Source organism: Streptomyces liliifuscus (genome assembly GCF_016598615.1).
Lineage (GTDB): Bacteria > Actinomycetota > Actinomycetes > Streptomycetales > Streptomycetaceae > Streptomyces > Streptomyces liliifuscus.
The window spans coordinates 9319989-9338940 of sequence record NZ_CP066831.1 but is presented as its reverse complement, the minus strand read 5'-3'; the positions used below and the strand labels follow the sequence as shown (position 1 = coordinate 9338940).

Annotated in this window: 9 protein-coding genes and 1 pseudogene; 3 read left to right on the top strand and 7 right to left on the bottom strand. The window is 69.6% G+C overall.

Going from position 1 to position 18952, the window contains the following annotated elements:
* Positions 1 to 18 precede the first annotated feature (18 nt).
* The 4 genes and pseudogenes from JEQ17_RS40445 to JEQ17_RS40430 all read right to left on the bottom strand — a co-directional run.
* Positions 19 to 6726: pseudogene (locus JEQ17_RS40445) on the bottom strand (SDR family NAD(P)-dependent oxidoreductase); the annotation flags it as partial.
* Positions 6727 to 7045: 319 nt separating this feature from the next.
* Positions 7046 to 8305 carry an activator-dependent family glycosyltransferase gene (locus tag JEQ17_RS40440; RefSeq protein ID WP_200399868.1) on the bottom strand — a complete coding sequence of 420 codons (1260 nt, stop codon included), beginning with the start codon at positions 8303 to 8305 and terminating at the stop codon, positions 7046 to 7048.
* A gap of 62 nt (positions 8306 to 8367) precedes the next feature.
* Positions 8368 to 9336: a dTDP-glucose 4,6-dehydratase gene (gene rfbB / locus JEQ17_RS40435; protein WP_200399867.1), complete on the bottom strand. Its 969-nt coding sequence runs from the start codon at positions 9334 to 9336 to the stop codon at positions 8368 to 8370.
* A complete protein-coding gene (locus JEQ17_RS40430; protein ID WP_200399866.1) occupies positions 9333 to 10400 on the bottom strand; it encodes a glucose-1-phosphate thymidylyltransferase in 1068 nt (355 codons plus the stop codon). Before JEQ17_RS40430 ends, rfbB begins: the two co-directional genes overlap by 4 nt.
* Before the next feature lie 317 nt (positions 10401 to 10717).
* On the opposite strand from JEQ17_RS40430, the gene JEQ17_RS40425 reads away from it, so the two are divergent.
* Complete coding sequence (locus tag JEQ17_RS40425) at positions 10718 to 13516, top strand: AAA family ATPase (protein WP_200399865.1); 2799 nt, start codon at positions 10718 to 10720, stop codon at positions 13514 to 13516.
* Between the two features lie 336 nt (positions 13517 to 13852).
* On the opposite strand, the gene JEQ17_RS40420 is transcribed toward JEQ17_RS40425, so the two are convergent.
* Both JEQ17_RS40420 and JEQ17_RS40415 read right to left on the bottom strand, forming a co-directional pair.
* Positions 13853 to 14269, bottom strand: a complete 417-nt coding sequence (locus JEQ17_RS40420) for a cobalamin B12-binding domain-containing protein (protein ID WP_200399864.1) — start codon at positions 14267 to 14269, stop codon at positions 13853 to 13855.
* Positions 14270 to 14307: 38 nt separating this feature from the next.
* Positions 14308 to 15900, bottom strand: a complete 1593-nt coding sequence (locus JEQ17_RS40415; protein ID WP_200401976.1) for an acyl-CoA mutase large subunit family protein — start codon at positions 15898 to 15900, stop codon at positions 14308 to 14310.
* A gap of 170 nt (positions 15901 to 16070) precedes the next feature.
* Here JEQ17_RS40415 and JEQ17_RS40410 point away from each other — a divergent pair, with 170 nt between their 5' ends.
* Positions 16071 to 16328, top strand: a complete 258-nt coding sequence (locus tag JEQ17_RS40410; protein WP_200399863.1) for a DUF5988 family protein — start codon at positions 16071 to 16073, stop codon at positions 16326 to 16328.
* 243 nt (positions 16329 to 16571) lie between these two features.
* Here the strand turns inward: JEQ17_RS40410 and JEQ17_RS40405 are convergent, their stop codons facing one another.
* Entirely contained in the window at positions 16572 to 17225 is a 654-nt protein-coding gene (locus JEQ17_RS40405; protein WP_234048552.1) for a TMEM175 family protein, read from the bottom strand.
* 367 nt (positions 17226 to 17592) lie between these two features.
* Here JEQ17_RS40405 and JEQ17_RS40400 point away from each other — a divergent pair, with 367 nt between their 5' ends.
* A complete protein-coding gene (locus JEQ17_RS40400; RefSeq protein WP_200399861.1) occupies positions 17593 to 18951 on the top strand; it encodes a lectin in 1359 nt (452 codons plus the stop codon).
* The last annotated feature ends 1 nt before the right edge of the window (position 18952 follow it).

Genomic DNA, 18952 nt, shown 5'->3' with positions numbered 1-18952 from the left:
AGCGGGGAGCGGGAGGGATCAGGACTTCCCGAAGGTGCTGTCGATGAAGTCGAAGATCTCGTCGTCGCTGGCGGAGTCCAGTTCCACCGCGGCCGCGCCTTGATCCGGTGCGCGCTGGGCGCTGTTCCAAGCGGTCAGAATGCCGTTGAGGCGTGCCGTGACGGCCGAGTGGAGGTCGGCGTCCAGGTCGGCCGTGGTGGCGGACTCCCCCATCACCGTTTCGATGTGGGCGAGTTGCTCCAACAGCCGGACGCCGAGCGGTTCCTCGGTGGGCAGGCCCGGTGCGAGTTCCGTCAGCAGGTACTGGGCGAGCGCCGTGGGTGTCGGGTAGTCGAAGACCAGGGTGGCGGACAGCCGCAGCCCGGTCGCGGTGTTGAGCCGGTTGCGCAGTTCGACGGCGGTGAGCGAGTCGAAGCCGATCTCCTTGAAGGCCCTGGCCGGTTCGACGGCGTCGGGGCCGGCGTGTCCGAGGACGGCGGCGACCCGTTCGCGCACGAGATCCAGGACGGTCTCGTTGCGCTCGGCCGGCGAGAGACTCGCGAGCCGGGTCTCCAGGTCCGTGCCCTGGCTGCCCATGTCGTCGGCGGCGACCCGGCGGGCGACGGGCGCACGCACGATCCCGCGGAAGAGGTGCGGTACGGGCGACGCGTCCGCGGCGAGTGCTGCCGTGTCCAGGCGCATCGGGACCAGCAGGGCCTCGTCGAAGCCGTGCGCGTGGTCGAGGAGGGCCAGGCCCTCGGCGGCGGCGAACCCCCGGACGCCGGCGTCGGCCAGCCGTGCGAGGTCCGCGTCGCCCAGGTGGCCGGTCATCTCGCTGCGGTCCTCCCAGAGTCCCCAGGCGAGAGACTGTCCGGGCAGACCCGCGGCCCTCCGCCGCTGCGCCAGGGCGTCCAGGAAGACGTTGGCGGCCGCGTAGTTGGCCTGGCCCGCGTCGCCGGACACACCGGCGGCCGAGGAGTACAGCACAAAGGCCGCGAGGTCGAGATCCCGGGTCAGCTCGTGCAGGTTCCACGCGGCGTCCACCTTGGGCCGCATGACGGCGTCGACCCGCTCGGGCGTCATGGCCTCGACCACACCGTCGTCCAGCACACCTGCCGTGTGGAAGACGCCGGTCAGCGGGGCTTCCGCGGGAACGGTCGCGAGCAGCGCCTCAAGTGCCGCCCGGTCGGAGGTGTCGCAGGCGACGATGCGTACTTCGGCCCCCAGCGCCGCGAGTTCCTCCCGCTGGGCCTCGGCGCCCGGTGCGTCCTCGCCCCGTCGGCTGACCAACAGCAGGTTGCGTACGCCGTGTTCGGTGACCAGGTGGCGGGCCAGGAGGCTGCCCAGGACGCCGGTGCCGCCGGTGACGAGGGCGGTGCCGCCCGGATTCAGCCGCTGCGGGACGGTCAGGGCGATCTTGCCGGTGTGCCGGGCCTGCGACATGTGGCGCAGCGCGGCGGACGCCCGACGGACGTCCCAGGTGGTGACCGGCAGCGGCCGGAGCACTCCCTTGTCGAAGAGTGCGAGCAGTTCGGAGAGGATCTCCTGAATACGCTCGGGAATGGCTCCGGGACTGCCGACACCGGTGAAGACGGTCAGGTCGTACGCCTGGTACGTGACACCGGGGTGTGCGGCCGCGACCTCGTCGGCCTCCCGGATGTCGGTCTTGCCCATCTCCAGGAAGTGGCCACCGCGCGGCAGGAGCCGCAGTGAGGCGTCGACGTACTCGTGCGCCAGGGAGTTGAGGACGACATCGACGCCCCCGTCGCTCAGGAAGTGGTCCGCGAAGTCCAGCGACCTGCTGGACGCCAGGTGCCGCTCGTCGAATCCCATCGCGCGGAGCGTCGCCCACTTGCCCGGGCTGGCCGTGCCGTACACCTCGGCGCCGAGATGCCGGGCGAGCTGGACCGCGGCCATGCCGACACCGCCGGTGGCGGCATGCACCAGGACACGGTCACCCGGCTTGACCGACGCCAGGTCGACCAGGCCGTAGTAGGCGGTGAGGTACACCAGCGGGACGGTCGCGGCCTCCGCGTACGTCCAGGCGTCGGGGATACGTGCCACCATGCGCCGGTCCGCGACCGCGACCGGGCCGAAGGGGCCGTCGAAGACTCCCATGACGCGGTCGCCCACGGCCACGCCGGTCACTCCGGGACCGATGTGCGTCACCACACCCGCGGCCTCGCCGCCGAGTTGGGTACCGCGGGCCGGGACCATGCCGAGTGCCATCAGGACATCGCGGAAGTTCACTCCGGCCGCGTGAACGGCTATCCGCACCTCTCCCTCGCCGAGCGTTTCCGCCGTATCGGGGGCCGGGACGACGGTGAGCGCGTCGAGGTTGCCGCCGGGGTCCTTGGCGAGACGCCAGGGAGCGTCGCCGGCGGGAGCCGTCAGTGCGTCACCGCTCCGGGCGGGCGCGAGACGGGCGGCCAGCAACTCGCCCTCCCGTACGGCGAGTTGGGGCTCACCGGACGCCAGCACCGCGAGGATCCCGTCCAGCGGTGTGTGCGGAGCATCCGCGGAACCGACGGGACCCGCAAGGTCGGTGGCCGGGTCGAGGTCGAGGAGCGCGAACCGGTCGGGGTGCTCCGACTGCGCGGCACGCACCAGACCCCACACTCCCGAGTGGGCCAGCCCCGGTACCGGCTCGTGGGCATGTACGCCGACAGCGCCGCGCGTCACCCACACCAGGCGGGACGAGGCCCACCGGTCGTCGGACAGCCACTCCTGCGCGAGTGTGAGTGCCCGTCCGGTGACGCTTCGCACCACGTCCGGAACGTCGGCACCGGACTCCGTCGAGGCCGCGGCCGCCCAGGCCTCCACGTCCACCAGCACCCACTCCGGGACCTCACCACCGGCATCCGCGAGCACCTTGATCTCCGCCAGATCCACCATGGTGTCGGCGGCCCCGGCCAAGGTGCTTCCCTCGCCCAGGACCACCCACTCCGGTCCCGAACCTTCGGAGTCCGCCGAGGCGACGGGAGTCCAGGACAACCGCCACAACGCGCCATCGGTCACATCGCGTCCGCCCGCAGCCGCGTTGAGCTGCTCGGCACTGATCTCGCGGGTGACGAGTGAGTCGACGCGGGCCACCGGCAGTCCTGCCGCGTCGGCCAGTTCGACGCCGAAACCGTCCTCGCCCACCGGCCACAGGCGGACCCGCAACGACGACGCACCCGACGCGTAGAGAGACACACCCGACCAGGCGAACGGCAGACGGACGCCGCCGCCGGAGCCAGCTTCGGAGTTGGTCGCGGGGTCGGGATCGGGGTCGGAGGTGAAGGAGCCGAAGCCTGCTGCCTGGAGTGCCGCGTCCAGCAGCGCCGGGTGCAGCCCGAAGCCGCCCACCGCCGTGCCATCCGGGAGGGCGACCTCGGCGAACACCTCCTCACCGTTGCGCCAGACCCCGTTCAGACCCTGGAAGACCGGACCGTACTCATAACCCTCCACCGCCAAGTCCTCATACACACCCACCAGATCGACCCGCTCAGCACCCGGCGGAGGCCACGCCGCCGACAGCACAGACCCACCGCCCGACTGCGGGGCGCTGTCGGGGGTCAGGAAGCCGGTGGCATGGCACACCCACTCCCCCTCCACCCCTTCGCCTGAACCGGAGGAGTAGACGCCCACCGTGCGGCGTCCTCCGTCCCCGACAGCACCCACCACCACCTGCACCTGCACCGCACCGCGCGCCGGCACCACCAACGGCGCCGCCAGCATCAACTCCTCGACCCGGCCACACCCCACCTCATCACCGGCCCGCACCACCAACTCGACGAACGCCGCACCCGGCAACAGCACCACACCCGACACCGCATGATCAGCCAACCACGCATGCGACGACAGCCCGACCCGGCCCGTGAACAACACCCCACCACCGCCGGCCACGCCCACACCAGCACCCAACAACGCGTGCTCCACCGCGACCTGACCCAGGCCCGCCACATCACCCGCCACCGCCGTCGCATCCAGCCACAACCGCTCCCGCTGGAAGGCGTAGGTGGGCAGCTCCACCCGGGGCTGGGGACCACCCAGGAGAATCTGCCAGTCCGGCTCGGCAGCACCACGGACAAACAGACCCGCAAGCGAACGCAGGAACTGATCCCAGCCACCCTCACCACGGCGCAACGTCCCCACCGCGACCACCGAAGCGGCATCCTCCGGGCCGGCTTCCGCGCGGGCCGCGTCGACCGTCTCCTCAATGCCCATCACCAGGACGGGGTGCGCACTCACCTCCACGAACGCACCGAAGCCCTCCGCCGTCAGACGACGGGTGGCGTCCGCGAACCGCACCGGACGACGCAGGTTCTCCACCCAATACCCCGCACCCAACCCGCCGCCCTCGGCTCCGTCTGCGTCTGCGACCCACTCGCCGGTCATGGTCGACAGCATCGGCACCCCACCCGACAGCGGAGTGATCTCCGCGAGGTCGGCCAGGATGCGGTCACGGACCTGCTCCACCTGCTCCGAATGCGAGGCGTAATCCACCGGCACCCACTTCACCCACACACCCCGCGCCGACCACACCTCCACACACGCTTCCAAACCCTCACGAGTGCCGGAAAGGACCACCGAACGGGGGCCGTTCACCGCCGCGATCCCCACACCTTGTACGTCTTCCAACCACAAGGCGACGTCGTCGGCCGGGGCCTGAACCGCGAGCATCCCGCCACCGCCCGCCAACACTTCACGGATCGCCTTCGACCGCAACGCCACCACCCGGGCACTGTCCGACAGGGACAGCCAGCCACCCACCACCGCAGCCGCAATCTCACCCTGCGAATGCCCCACCACCGCATCCGGCTCCACACCGACCGAACGCCACACCTCAGCCAGGGACACCATCACCGCCCACAAGACGGGCTGCACGACGTCAACCCGCTCCAGGGATGCGGCACCGTCAACGCCTCGCACCACATCGAGCAGGGACCAGTCCACGAACGGCTCCAACGCCGCCGCGCACTCCCCCAACCGGGACGCGAACACCGGCGACGACTCCAGCAGAGCCTCCGCCATCCCCACCCACTGCGAACCCTGCCCCGGAAACACAAACACCCGACGACCCGACACATCAGCCACACCAGACACCAGCCCGGGCACATCCGCATCCGACTGCCCGGCCGCCAGCCCACGCACCCCAGCCAGCAACCCATCCAGATCCTGGCCCACCACAACCGCCCGATGCCGGAACACCGAACGACCACTCACCAACGACCAACCCACACCCGAAACCGAAACCTCACCAGCACCAGAGACGGCGTCGGCCAACCGCTCCGCCTGACCCGCCAGAGCCACCGCCGACTTACCCGACACCACCCACGGCACCGGCACACTCGGCACCACACCAGGCTCGACAACGCCGTCCGCCGCAGGTTCGTCCACGGGCGCCTGCTCGACGATCACATGCGCATTCGTCCCACTGATCCCGAACGACGACACACCCGCCCGACGCGGACGACCCACCTCCGGCCACCCCCGCGCCTCACTCAACAACTCCACCGCACCCGCGGACCAGTCCACATGCGGCGACGGCTCATCAACATGCAACGTCCGCGGCAGCACACCCGCCCGCATCGCCATCACCATCTTGATCACACCAGCCACACCCGCAGCCGCCTGCGTATGACCCACATTCGACTTGACCGACCCCAGCCACAACGGCCGGTCGCCGTCCCGCTCCTGGCCATACGTCGCAAGCAGCGCCTGCGCCTCGATCGGGTCACCCAGAGTCGTACCCGTGCCATGACCCTCGACCGCGTCCACCTCGGCCGCCGTCAGACCCGCGTTCGCCAACGCCTGACGAATCACCCGCTGCTGCGACGGACCATTCGGAGCCGTCAGACCGCTGCTCGCACCGTCCTGGTTGACGGCAGAGCCCCGCACGATCCCCAGCACCTGATGGCCGTTGCGCCGCGCGTCCGACAACCGCTCCAGGAGCAGTACGCCCGCGCCCTCACCCCAGCCCGTGCCGTCCGCGCCGGCCGCGTACGCCTTGCAGCGGCCGTCGGCGGACAGGCCGCGCTGGCGGCTGAAGTCGACGAAGACGTCCGGGGTCGACATGACCGAAGCGCCGCCGGCCAGCGCGAGGGTCGATTCGCCCTTGCGCAGCGACTGTGCAGCGAGATGAATGGCCACCAAGGAAGAGGAGCAGGCCGTGTCGACCGTGACGGCCGGGCCCTCGAAACCGAACGTGTAGGAGACACGGCCCGAGGCGATGCTGCCCGCACTGCCGTTGCCGAGATAGCCCTCGATGTCGTCCGGGGCGGACTGCACCCGCGAGCCGTAGTCGAAGTACATGAGGCCGGTGAAGACGCCGGTCCGGCTGCCGCGCAGGGTGGTCGGGTCGATGCCCGCCCGCTCGATCGCCTCCCACGACGTCTCCAGCAGCAACCGCTGCTGCGGATCCATCGCCAAAGCCTCACGCGGCGAAATCCCGAAGAAACCCGGGTCGAACTCCGCCGCGTCGTGCAGGAAGGCGCCGACCTTGGTGTAACTCGTGCCGAGGTGCTCGGGGTCGGGGTGGTAGAGGCTGTCGACGTCCCAGCCGCGGTCCTCGGGGAAGGGGGTCAGGGCCTCCTCGCCGTCCGCGACGAGGGTCCACAGCTGCTCCGGCGTCCGGATCCCACGGGGGAAGCGGCAGCCGATGCCGACGATGGCAATGGGCTCCTGGTCCCGCTCCTCCAATTCACGCAGGCGGCGCCGCACTTCCCGTAGGTCGGTGGTGGCCCGCTTGAGGTAATCGAGAAGCTTCTTTTCGTTCTCCACACCATCACCTCGTAAAGCAGGGTCGGCCAGGGTTCGGTTGATAAACACCTGTCGGACACTTCCTGAGCCCGGCCTGAATAGGCCGAGGGGGCACGACAGACTGAACCCGCAGATATCGGCTGAGGAGCTCGGCGGAATCTGCGGCTTCGTTTTCGGATCGCAGATATGTCATTGCATATCGAGGGGCAGTCCGAACGCTCCACACGCTACGGGGGCAGGGGTAGGGGCCGCCTACCCCTACCCCCCCTTAGACGCCGCCCACCGGCAGCGCGTGGACCTCGCGGTGCCGGTGGGGCGGGGTCTACAGCGTCCGGCCGCGCTCGGCGACCCGCTCCAGTTCGGCGACCGTCGCGTTGGGGCTGGGCAGGGCGGCGTACTCCTTCTGGATCTCGTCGGCGGCAGCCTGGAACGAGGGGTCCGAGAGGAGCCTCCGCAGTTGCTCGCGGAGCCGCTCCGGGGTCAGGTCGGGGACCTCGGTGACGAGGGCCGCGCCGCGCTCGGCGAACCGCTGTGCGATGTCGCGCTCGTCCCACAGCCAGTTGGGGACGATCAGCTGGGGAACGCCGTGCATCACCGCGTTGGTGCGGGTGCCTCCGCCGCCGTGGTGGACGAGGGCCGCGCAGGTCGGCAGGAGTGCGTGCAACGGGACGAAGTCCACGGGCTTGACGTTGTCGGGGAGTTCACCGATCTCGGCGAGCTGCTCCTCGCTGAGCGTGGCCACGACCTCCGCGTCGATGTCGGCGACGGCGCGGACGAAGTCGCCGAGGGAGACGTTCTCGTCGGCGATCTCACGCAGTGTCAGCCCCAGGGTGAGGCAGATCCGCGGCCGGTCGGCCGGCTTACGCAGCCAGTCGGGGACGACGGCGGGCCCGTTGAAGGGGATGTGCCGCATGGAGATCGTGGGCAGCTCGGTGGGGAAGCCCATCCAGGGCGGCGCCACGGCGAGGGTCGCCCGCCCCGTGCTGAGTGTCTCGTCGAAGGCGACGCCGTAGGGGGCCCCCTTGGCTCCGAGCCAGTCGGCGACCGGGTCGTGCCGGTCCTCCGGGGCCCGCTCCGCGGCCAGTTGGTGGAAGATGCCGCGCATCCGGCCCCAGTGGTCGAGGCCGAAGAGCATACGGACGTGCGGGACGCCGACGGCTTCGGCGGCGATCGGGCCGGCGTAGGTGAGGGCGTCCCAGATGACGAGGTCGGGCTGCCACTGGCGGGCGTGCTCGACGAGCTCGTCTGTCATGGCGCGGTCGGCCATGTAGTCGTAGAGCTGGGAGTGCTGGGCGAAGGTGTCGTGGACGTAGTCCCAGGTGAGCTTCTCGGGACGGGTCTCGTTGAGGGTGAGGGCGCCGCCGTTGGCCATCTCCTCGCGGGGGGTGGACCGGGCCAGTTCCATGATGTTGAGGTCGTTGCCCACCGGTACCGCGGTGAGGCCGCAGTCGCTGATGGCCTGGACGTTGTCGGGCTGGCTGGCGATGCGGACCTCGTGTCCGGCCGTGGTGAGGGCCCAGGCCAGGGGGACCATGTTGAAAAGGTGGGAGCTGTTGGCGAACACCGTCATGAGGACGCGCATGGGGTTCCTTCACCGAAGAGGGGTGCGGATGGAGCCGAGGAGGACAGCTGGAAGGGGTTCGGTCAGGCAGGGGTGCGGTACTTCGTCGGTTCCCACCACGCGCGGTTGTCGCGATACCAGTCGACGGTCTCCGCGAGCCCCTTGCGGAAGTCGTGGGAGGGGGCGTACCCGAGGGTGGCGATCTTGGACCAGTCGACGGAGTAGCGCAGGTCGTGGCCCTTGCGGTCGGTGACGTACTCGACGCTGTCCCAGTCGGTGCCGCAGGCTTCCAGGAGCAGCGCGGTGAGTTCGCGGTTGCTCATCTCGGTTCCGCCGCCGATGTTGTAGATCTCGCCGGCGCTGCCGTGGTTGCGGACGCATTCGATGGCCGCGCAGTGGTCCTCGACGTGCAGCCAGTCACGGACGTTGCGGCCGTCTCCGTAGAGGGGTACGCGGCCGCCGTCCAGGAGGTTGGTGACAAAGAGGGGGATGACTTTCTCGGGGTGCTGGTAGGGGCCATAGTTGTTGGAGCACCGGGTGACCCTGACGTCGAGTCCGTGGGTGCGGTGGCAGGCCAGGGCGAGCAGGTCGCTGGAGGCCTTGGACGCCGAGTAGGGGGAGTTGGGGCGCAGCGGGTCGGACTCCGGCCAGGATCCTTCGTCGATGGATCCGTACACCTCGTCCGTCGACACATGGACGAAGCGGTCGGTGTCGTGGCGCAGCGCTGCATCCAACAGGGTGTGTGTGCCCAGCACGTTGGTGCGGACGAACTCCGCCGAGCCGGCGATGGACCGGTCGACGTGGCTCTCGGCGGCGAAGTGCACGATCTGGTCGGCGTCCGCGACGAGCCGGTCCACCAGGGCGGTGTCGCAGATGTCTCCCTCGACAAGGTCGAGGGCGGGGTGGGCGAGGTCGAGGTTGGCCCGGTTGCCCGCGTAGGTGAGCCGGTCCAGGACGGTGATGTGCAGGTCGGACCGGTCGGCGAGCAGTCGGCGGACGTAGGTGGAGCCGATGAAGCCCGCGGCACCGGTGACGAGCAGCCTGGTGGTCATGAGCTGATCTGGAAGGTGCTGTGGTCGCCGAGGACCAGCCGGTGGGCGTTGGGGACGCGGGGCACGGAACTGCCGTGCACATGGCGCCCGATGAGTGACGCCTCGATCCGGCGGATGCCGGTGACGGACGAGTCACGCATCATGATCGAGAACTCCAGTTCGCTGTCGAGGACGCGGCAGTTCTCGGCCACCGAGGTGAAGGGGCCGATGTAGGAGTCGTGGATCTCGGTGCCGGCTCCGATGCGTACGGGGCCGACGATGCGCGATCCCTTGACCCGGGCACCGCGCTCCACCACGACGCGTCCAATGATCTGCGAGGCGTCGTCGACCTCACCCTCGATGGACGACTCGATGCTCTCCAGGATGATGCGGTTCACCTCCAGGATGTCGGTGACGTTCCCGGTGTCCTTCCAGTAGCCGCTGATGATCTGAGAGCGGACGTCGGCTCCGCTGTCGATGAGGTACTGGATGGAGTCGGTGATCTCCAACTCGCCCCGCCAGGAGGGCTTGACGGCCTCGACGGCTTCGTGGACGAGCGGGGTGAAGAAGTAGACGCCGGCCAGCGCCAGGTCGCTGCGCGGGTGTTCGGGTTTCTCCTCCAGGCCGACGACGCGTCCCTGTTCGTCGAGGACCGCGACGCCGAACGCCCGCGGGTCGGGGACCCGGGTCAACAGGATCTGTGCGTCGGGGCGTTCGTCGCGGAACCGTTCGACGAGGTCCTCGATGCCGTCGATGATGAAGTTGTCCCCGAGGTACATGACGAAGTCGTCGTCGCCCAGGTAGTCCCGGGAGATACGTACCGCGTGGGCGAGGCCGAGCGGCTGGGCCTGGGCGATGTAGGTGACGTCGAGTCCGAAGGACGAGCCGTCGCCGACGGCGTCCTGGATCTCCTGGGCGGTGTGGCCTACGACGATGCCGACGTCGGTGATGCCCGTCGCGGCGATCGACTCCAGTACGTAGAACAGGATGGGCTTGTTGGCGACGGGCACCAACTGCTTTGCTGACGTGTGTGTGATCGGGCGGAGCCGTGTACCGGATCCGCCGGACAGAACGAGCGCTTTCACCCAACTCCCTAGGTCCGAGCCGGTGGAGAGTCATCGCAGGGGGTGGAACGGGCCCGTCGAGGGTCGCGTCCCCGCCTCGATATTCCGTGGTCCGGCGACGAAATCTTTACGCGAAGCCCCTGGACGGGATAACCCCTAACTCCCGCAGGCGGGCCCCTATCGTCGTTCGGACGGCCATCCCGAAAGGTGATCAACAGCGCGCCGAGTCGGCCGGGTCAGTCTAAAACGTAGGTAAAGCAAAACCCTCACCTGTGAACGCTCATGCGATATATTCATACGTACGTACGCGACATCTAACGGGGGAGAGGGTTGCGACCATGCTGTTCGTGGAGCGCGACGAGGAACTGCACACCCTGCACAGACTGTTGGGTGATGCTGCGGCGGGGCACGGCAGAGCGGTCCTGATCAGCGGGGCGATCACCTCAGGGAAGACGGCACTACTGGAGGCACTGTCACATCAGGCCCTGCACTCCGGCGCTCTGCACCTCGCGGCCACCGGCTCAAAAGCGGAACGCGCGCTTCAATTGGGCGTGATGGACCAGCTGTTCCACAGCGGTTCGCTGCCACCGGAGATGGCGGCCCGCGCCACCGAGCTCGTCACCGTGGAGGCCCTGCCACCGGGCGAGAGCGGACTGGAGTCGCGCACCCTGCGACAGCCGGAGGCCCATCGCGTCCACCAGATCTGTGCGCTGCTCCAGGAGCTCTCCGAGGAACAGCCGATCGTGCTGACCGTTGACGACACCCACTACATGGACGGCACCTCCTGGCAGGTTCTCCTCTATCTCCAACGCCGAATACGATCGGCCCGCATCCTGCTCGTCCTGACGACTCGTCAGCAGCAGGGTCACGGCCACTCCCCCTGGCACTTCGAGTTCACCCGCTACCCCCACCAGCGCCTCCGGCTCGCGATGCTCAGCGAGCGGGGTGTGGCGGATCTCGCGGACCGGCACCTCCCCGCCGCCGAGGCGGGCCAGTTGGCCACCACTCTGTACCAGCTCAGCGGCGGCAACCCGATGCTCGTCAGGGCCCTGCTGGAGGACAGCGCGGCCTGGCTCTCCGCGGAGAGCGGGCGGGGGCCCACGGCGACGGAGGCCACGGCGTTCGGGCAGGCCGTCGTCGAGTGCATGCACCGCTGCGAGGCTCCGCTGCGCAGCGTCGCCCACGCCCTCGCCGTCCTCGGCGACTCGGCCTCCGAGGACCGGCTGAGCAGGCTCTCCGGTCTGACCCCCAGCGCCGTGTCGCAGGCACTCGTGGCCCTGAACGCGGCAGGGATCGTCGACCAGGGCTTCCGGCACCCCGCGTCCGCCGCGGCCATCCTGGCGAGTCTCGACGCCTGCACCCGCACCTCGCTGCATCTGCGGACCGCTGAACTGTTAAGGGAGGACGGCGCCTTGGCCTGGCAGGTCGCGGTCCATCTCGTCGAGGCGCAGTCGGTCGGCGGCGACTGGGCCATGGACACCCTGCTGGAGGCCGCCCGCCAGGCCCTGTCCACGGACCGCCAGGACCTGGCCATGCAGTGTCTGGCCCTCGCGCTCAAGGGGTGCCCGGACGAGGAGTCGCGCACCACGGTGCACCAGGCGCTGAACCACACCGAGTGGCGCATGAATCCCGCGGCGTCCTCCCGGCATCTGCCACCTCTCTATCAGGCCGTCCGCGAAGGCCGGCTGAAGGGGAAGGAGGCGGTGTCCGTCGTCCAGCACATGCTGTGGACCGGCGGCCCCCAGGCGCAGAGCGCTTTCCAAGAGGTGTCGGCCCAGCTCACGTCCCCCTCGGACGCCCCGGCGCTCGCCCAACTGCAGCTCACCCACCAGTGGTTGTACGGGCTTCGCCATCCGAGGGCGGGCAGCGCCGGGACGGATCGTGAGGTGCCGCCCCTGCACGAGCTGCGCACCGCCGGAGGCAGTCTCTGGTCGCGTGCGGCGGCCGTACTGTCGGCGTCGATGCGGTCCGAGGCCGAGCGTGTGGTGGACGAGAGCGAACGCCTGCTGCGCAGCTGCCAGGTCGGGGACGAGACCCTGGAGGTGATCGCCTCCTCGGTGGCGACCCTCACCATGGCGGGGCGCCTCGACCGCGCCGCGGGCTGGTGCGACGCCCTGATCCAGGAGACCCAGCGTTCCAACGCCCGCACATGGGAGGCGCTGTTCACCGCGTTGCGGGCGGACATCTCGCTGCGGCAGGGCGATGTCTCGGCCGCCGCCGCGCGGGCCGGGCACGCCCTGACGCTGGTTCCGGCCGAGGGCTGGGGTGTCGTCGTGGGACTGCCGCTGTCGGTGCGGCTCGCCGCCCATGCCGCGATGGGCGACCTGGCCGCGGGGGCGGAGACCGCCCAGATCAACGTGCCGCCGGAGATGTACGACACGGTGTTCGGCCCGCGCTACCTCCTGGCCCGCGGGCAGTTCGGACTGACCGCGGACCGTGTCCTGGCGGCTGTCAGCGACCTCCAGCAGTGCGGTGCCATGCTGCGCGAGCGGAATCTGGACCACCCCTCCCTGGTGCCGTGGCGCACCGAGCTGGCCCGGGCCAACCTCGTCATGGGCTGGGAGCAGACGGCCCGGCAACTGCTCCTCGACCAGGAGGAACTGCCCGGCGGGAAGAGCCCCCGGGCCCGTGGGGGCGCACTGCGGGTGCTCGCCTCGGCGAGCCCGCTCAAACAGCGTCCCGCGCTGCTGCGCCGAGCGGTGGACGCCCTGCAGAACTCGGGCGACCGGCTGGAACTCGCCCACGCCCTCGCCGACCTCAGCCAGGCGCACCACACCCTGGGAGAGTTCCGGCGCGCCCGGATCATGGCCCGCCGGGCGACCCAGGAGGCGAAGGCGAGCGGCGCGGAGGAGTACCTGCGGCCCGCGCAGTCCGGCTCGTCAGACGGTGAGCCGACCGAATCCGCCGGCGGTTCCTCGGCGGCCCCGGCCCTCAGCGACGCCGAACGGCGCGTGGCAACGTTGGCGGCACTGGGGCACACCAACCGGGAAATCGGGCGACAGCTGTACATTACGGTCAGCACGGTCGAGCAGCACCTGACCCGGGTGTACCGCAAGCTCAACGTCAGCGGCCGCTCGGACCTCCCGGCGGGTCTGTCGCTCCAGCAACTCCCCGGCACGGCCGCCCAGGCGCGCTGACCCGCGCGCTCTTCGGCCTCGCGGGCGAACCACCGTCAGAAGTCCGGCGCGGGTGTCTCACCACGAGACACCCGCGCCTTCCGACGGACTGCTACCCGTTCGAGGTCGTCGAGGCGGGCCCGGCGCAGGACGTCCCACGGTTGGTCCTCGTCGGTGTCGTACAGCCGTGGCAGCGGTGAGGTGACCGTGGACGCGCCGACGCCGCCCAGTTCCAGGCTGTCGCGCAGGGCGTGCGCAGGGCGTGCCAGCGGCCGTGGACCAGGGCGGGTGCAAGGGCGGGTGCGAGGGCGGCGAGCAGGGTCAGGGCGCCTCAACGGGCCTGACCGCGGGGGCACTTCAAGCGTGCGCGCCGCGCTCCGGTCGCATCTTCGTGGTCACCCACTCCACGACCTCCTGCGTGGAGGTGCCCGGTGTGAACAGGGCTGCGACTCCGCGTTCCAGCAGAGGCTTGATGTCGACGTCGGGAATGATGCCGCCGCCGAAGACAGTGATGTCCAGCGCGTCCGCCTCCCGGAGCAGGTCGACGACCTCTGTGAACAGGGTCATGTGTGCACCCGACAGCACGGAGAGTCCGATGCCGTCGGCGTCCTCCTGGATGGCCGTGGTCACGATCTGCGCCGGTGTCTGGTGAAGTCCGGTGTAGATGGCCTCGACCCCGGCATCCCGCAGGGCGCGTGCGATGACCTTGGCGCCGCGGTCGTGGCCGTCCAGTCCCGGCTTCGCCACGACGACGCGGAGGGGTTCGTTCGGCACAGGTGAGTCTCCTTGTCCTGCCACTGGTGTCCGGGGGTTCACGACGCGTCCGCGGGAGTGTAGGTGCCCCAGACCTCCCGCAGGGCGTTGCACACCTCGCCGACGGTGGCCCGGGCTCGCAGCGCGTCCTTCATCGGGTACAGGACGTTGTCGTCGCCCTCGGCGGCCTTCTTCAGGGCGGCCAGGGCCAGGTCCACCGCGGGCTGGTCGCGCCCGGCACGGAGCGTGGCCAGGCGTGCGGCCTGCTGGGCCTCGATCGCCGGGTCCACCCGCAGGGGCTCGTACGGCTCCTCCACATCGAGCCGGTACCGGTTGACGCCGACCACGACCCGCTCCCCGGAATCGGTCTCCTGCGCGATCCGGTACGCGCTGCGCTCGATCTCGCCCTTCTGGAACCCGTGCTCGATCGCCGCGACCGCCCCGCCCAGCTCCTCCACCCGGCCCATCAACTCGACCACGGCCCCCTCCACGTCGTCGGTCATCCGCTCGACCACATACGAGCCCGCGAACGGATCCACCGTCGCGGTCACATCCGTCTCATACGCCAACACCTGCTGGGTGCGCAGCGCCAGACGCGCCGACTTGTCGGTGGGCAGGGCGATCGCCTCGTCGAAGGAGTTGGTGTGCAGCGACTGCGTGCCGCCCAGGACCGCGGCCAGACCCTGCACCGCCACCCGCACCAGATTCACCTCCGGCTGCTGCGCGGTCAGCTGCACCCCCGCCGTCTGCGTATGGAAGCGCAGCATCAGCGACTTGGGATTGCGGGCCCCGAACTCCTCACGCATCACCCGCGCCCAGATCCGGCGCGCCGCACGGAACTTGGCGACCTCCTCCAGCAACGTCGTACGGGCCACGAAGAAGAACGACAGCCGGGGCGCGAAATCGTCCACCTCCATGCCCGCCGCGACCGCCGTCCGCACATACTCGATGCCGTCCGCGAGGGTGAACGCGATCTCCTGCGCGGGCGAAGCACCCGCCTCCGCCATGTGATAGCCCGAGATCGAGATGGTGTTCCACCGCGGGATCTCGGCCCGGCAGTACCTGAAGATGTCCGCGACCAGCCGCAACGACGGCCTGGGCGGAAAAATATAGGTACCGCGCGCGATGTACTCCTTCAGCACATCGTTCTGCACCGTGCCAGTGAGCCTGTCGGCCGGCACCCCCTGCTCCTCGCCCACCAGCTGATACATCAGCAGCAGCAGCGCGGCGGGCGCGTTGATCGTCATCGACGTCGACACCCGGTCCAGCGGAATCCCGTCGAACAGCACCCGCATGTCCTCGACCGAGTCGACCGCCACCCCCACCTTGCCCACCTCCCCGTGCGCGATCGGAGCATCGGAGTCATGGCCCATCTGGGTCGGCAGGTCGAAGGCCACCGACAGACCCGTCGTACCGTTCGCGATCAACTGCCGGTAACGGGCATTGGACTCCACCGCCGTACCGAACCCGGCATACTGCCGCATCGTCCACGGCCGACCCGTATACATCGACGGGTAGACACCCCGCGTGAAGGGATACCCACCCGGCTCACCCAGCCTCACCGCCGGATCCCAGCCCTCCAGAGCCTCCGGACCATAGACCGGCTCGATGGGCAGTCCGGACTCCGACTCGCGCACGACTGTCTCCTTCACGTCTGCCACGTGGCCTCGACGATAGGTATCGGCTTCTCCCCCGCGTACCCCTAGACCCCCCTCAAGCGCCGCGGGCGGATCGTGGCCGGACGGCGGATCCATAGGGGAACTTCAGGGGTGTCCAAGGGACGGAGGCCGACGAAGAATCGTTGCGAGACCTGAGGAGGCCCATGCGTAGAGTCGCCCACGATTCCTCCGCCATCGCGATGAGCTCCGTACAGCTGGAAGGCGGTCCCAACGAGTTGTCCGGGACGGTCGAGCTCGCCGAAATGGACGAGGTGATCTTCTCCGGCGAGAAGATCAAGATCCGTTACGGCAATGGATACGAGCACTTCGAGACAGTCCCGGCGCCGCCGACGACCAGCGGCGGTGAGGAACCCGAGCCCATGACCTTCCGGTGGGTCGGCCGTACCAAGATCGCCGAGTAGGCGGAACTCCGGGAACGTGTCCCGGACTCGCAGCACCGTGTTCCATCACCCCCCTGCGGTGGACACAGCGCTGTGGGTCCGGGACACGTTCATTGAAGGTTCGGTTCGGCAGCGCCCCAGAGGGGCGCGGGAAACTGCGCGACCGGCCACGACGGCGCCGCAGACGATCGACGGCACACCACCGCACATCACCCCGCACATGACGGCACGTCACGCCCCGTCACGGCCCTTCCGGCGGAGCGCTCAGCGCGCCTCCCCGGTCGGCACCTCGGCAGTATCGCGCGACCGGCGGGCCAGCAGCCGGGCCGAGAACGCCAGCAGCCACCAGTACTTGGCCAGGGACGGCGAGAAGAAGGCCACCGGGACCGAGGTCGCGAAGACCAGGATCAGCAGGACGCTGCGGCGGACGGCCTCTTTCAGCACCGCGGGAGACGTGTCCGTCGCCGTCAGCGCGGGCTTCGCCAGCAGGCGCAGATACATCGCGCACAGCAGGGTGCCGGCCACGGCGATCGACGCCCCGTAGAAGGCGGTGGCCGTGGTCGTATCGCCGTATTCGTTGAGCAGCCGGGTCGGGAAGGGCAGCGCCGCCACGAGCGCCAGGAGCGCGAAGTAGAAGTGCAGCAGCCAGCGGTCGAGCGCCCCGATCAGCCGGAACAGGGCGTGCTGGGCCAGCCACAGGATGCCGATGACCGCGAAGCTGAGCAGATAGGCGCCGATGGCCGGGAGCGCCTCGCGGACGGCGTGGGCGACTTCGGAGTCGGGCAGGCCCTCCGGAACGGTGATCTCCAGGGCGAGCAGTGTCATCGCGATCGAGAACACGGCGTCGCCGAGCAGCAGCAGCCGTTCGGGGCCCACGGAGACTTCGCGGCGGAGATGGCCGGAAGAGCGGTTGTTCACGTCTGCGCCACCACAGGAATCGTTGACGAGCAGGGCCGGCAGTCGAGCCGAGAAAGCAAGAAGGCAAGAAGTACCACATGGCACTGTGCGGCTGGGGTGACTCAGGTGGCTGTTCCATGCGCACACAGGGTCACAGGATTGCGGGAGCACCAACGTGGGGCGAACGGCGGGCATGCGTTCCCCCGCGGGCGAACCAAGCCTGGCCGGAAGCTGCAACTCACTTCCTTCACAGCTTACTTCACTTCTTGACGAAAGCGGTCCAGACCTTTAGGTTCACGGCTCAGCATCGCACCGTGTGACACATCCAGCGTTCACGAGGTGAACGGTGCCCCGGTTGTTCGTCCCCCCACGAAGGGCCCCTGCGCGCATGCCCAGACCTCTTTCCGCAGTTGTCTCCCTCGCCGTTCTCTCCCTCGCCACCGGCCTGCTCACCGCGTCCCCCGCACAGGCGGCCACCGGCACGATCACCGGCCTCGCCGGGAAGTGCCTGGACGTCGCCGGGGCGAACTCCGCCGACGGCACGGCCGTCCAGCTCTACGACTGCAACGGCACCGCCGCCCAGCAGTGGACGGTCGGCAGTGACGGCACCGTCCGCGCCCTCGGCAAATGCCTGGACGTCACGGGCAGTTCGACGGCCGACGGTGCCACCGTGCAGCTGTGGAGCTGCACAGGCGCCGCCAACCAGAAGTGGACGGTCTCCTCCGCCAACGACATCGTCAACCCGCAGGCCGGCAAGTGCCTGGACGTCACCGGCAACAACTCCGCCAACGGCACCCGCATACAGATCTGGAGCTGCGGCGGCGGCGCCAACCAGAAGTGGACCGCGCCCGCCCCCGGTGACGGCGGCAACCCGTCCACGCCGATGGCCGTGGCCCCGTACCTCTACAACGGCTGGGGCAGCCCGCCGAGCCCCACCACGGTCACCAACGCCACCGGCGTCAAGTACTTCACCCTCGCCTTCGTGCTCAGCAACGGCTACTGCAACCCCCAGTGGGACGGCGGCCGGGCGCTGACCGGCGGCGTCGACCAGCAGACGATCAACACCGTGCGGGCGAACGGCGGCGACGTCGTCCCGTCCTTCGGCGGCTGGAGCGGCAACAAGCTGGAGAGCTCCTGCTCCACCGCGGGCGAACTCGCCGCCGCGTACCAGCGGGTCATCAGTGCGTACGGGCTCAAGGCCATCGACATCGACCTGGAGGCCGACGCCTACAACAGCCCGACCGTGCAGCAGCGGACCGTGGACGCCCTGAAGACCGTGAAGGCCAACAACCCCGGTCTGAAGGTCTACGTCACCATCGGCACCGGGCAGAGCGGGCCCGACACCAGCCTGATCAACCGGGCCGCCAACTCCGGTCTGACCGTGGACGCCTGGACGATCATGCCGTTCAACTTCGGCGGCGCCGGCCAGAACATGGGCAACCTCAGCACGCGGGCCGCCGAAGGCCTCAAGAACGCGCTGAAGAACGCCTACGGCTACAGCGACGACCAGGCCTACCGGCTCATGGGCATCTCGTCGATGAACGGCATCACCGACCAGAACGAGACCGTCACGGTGAACGACTTCCGGACGATGCTCGCCTACGCCCAGCAACACCACCTGGCCCGGCTGACGTTCTGGTCCGTCAACCGTGACCGTCCGTGCACCGGCGGCCCCGCCGACAGCTGCTCCGGTGTGGGCCAGTCCGCCTGGGACTACACCCGCGTCTTCGCCGCGTACACCGGCTGAT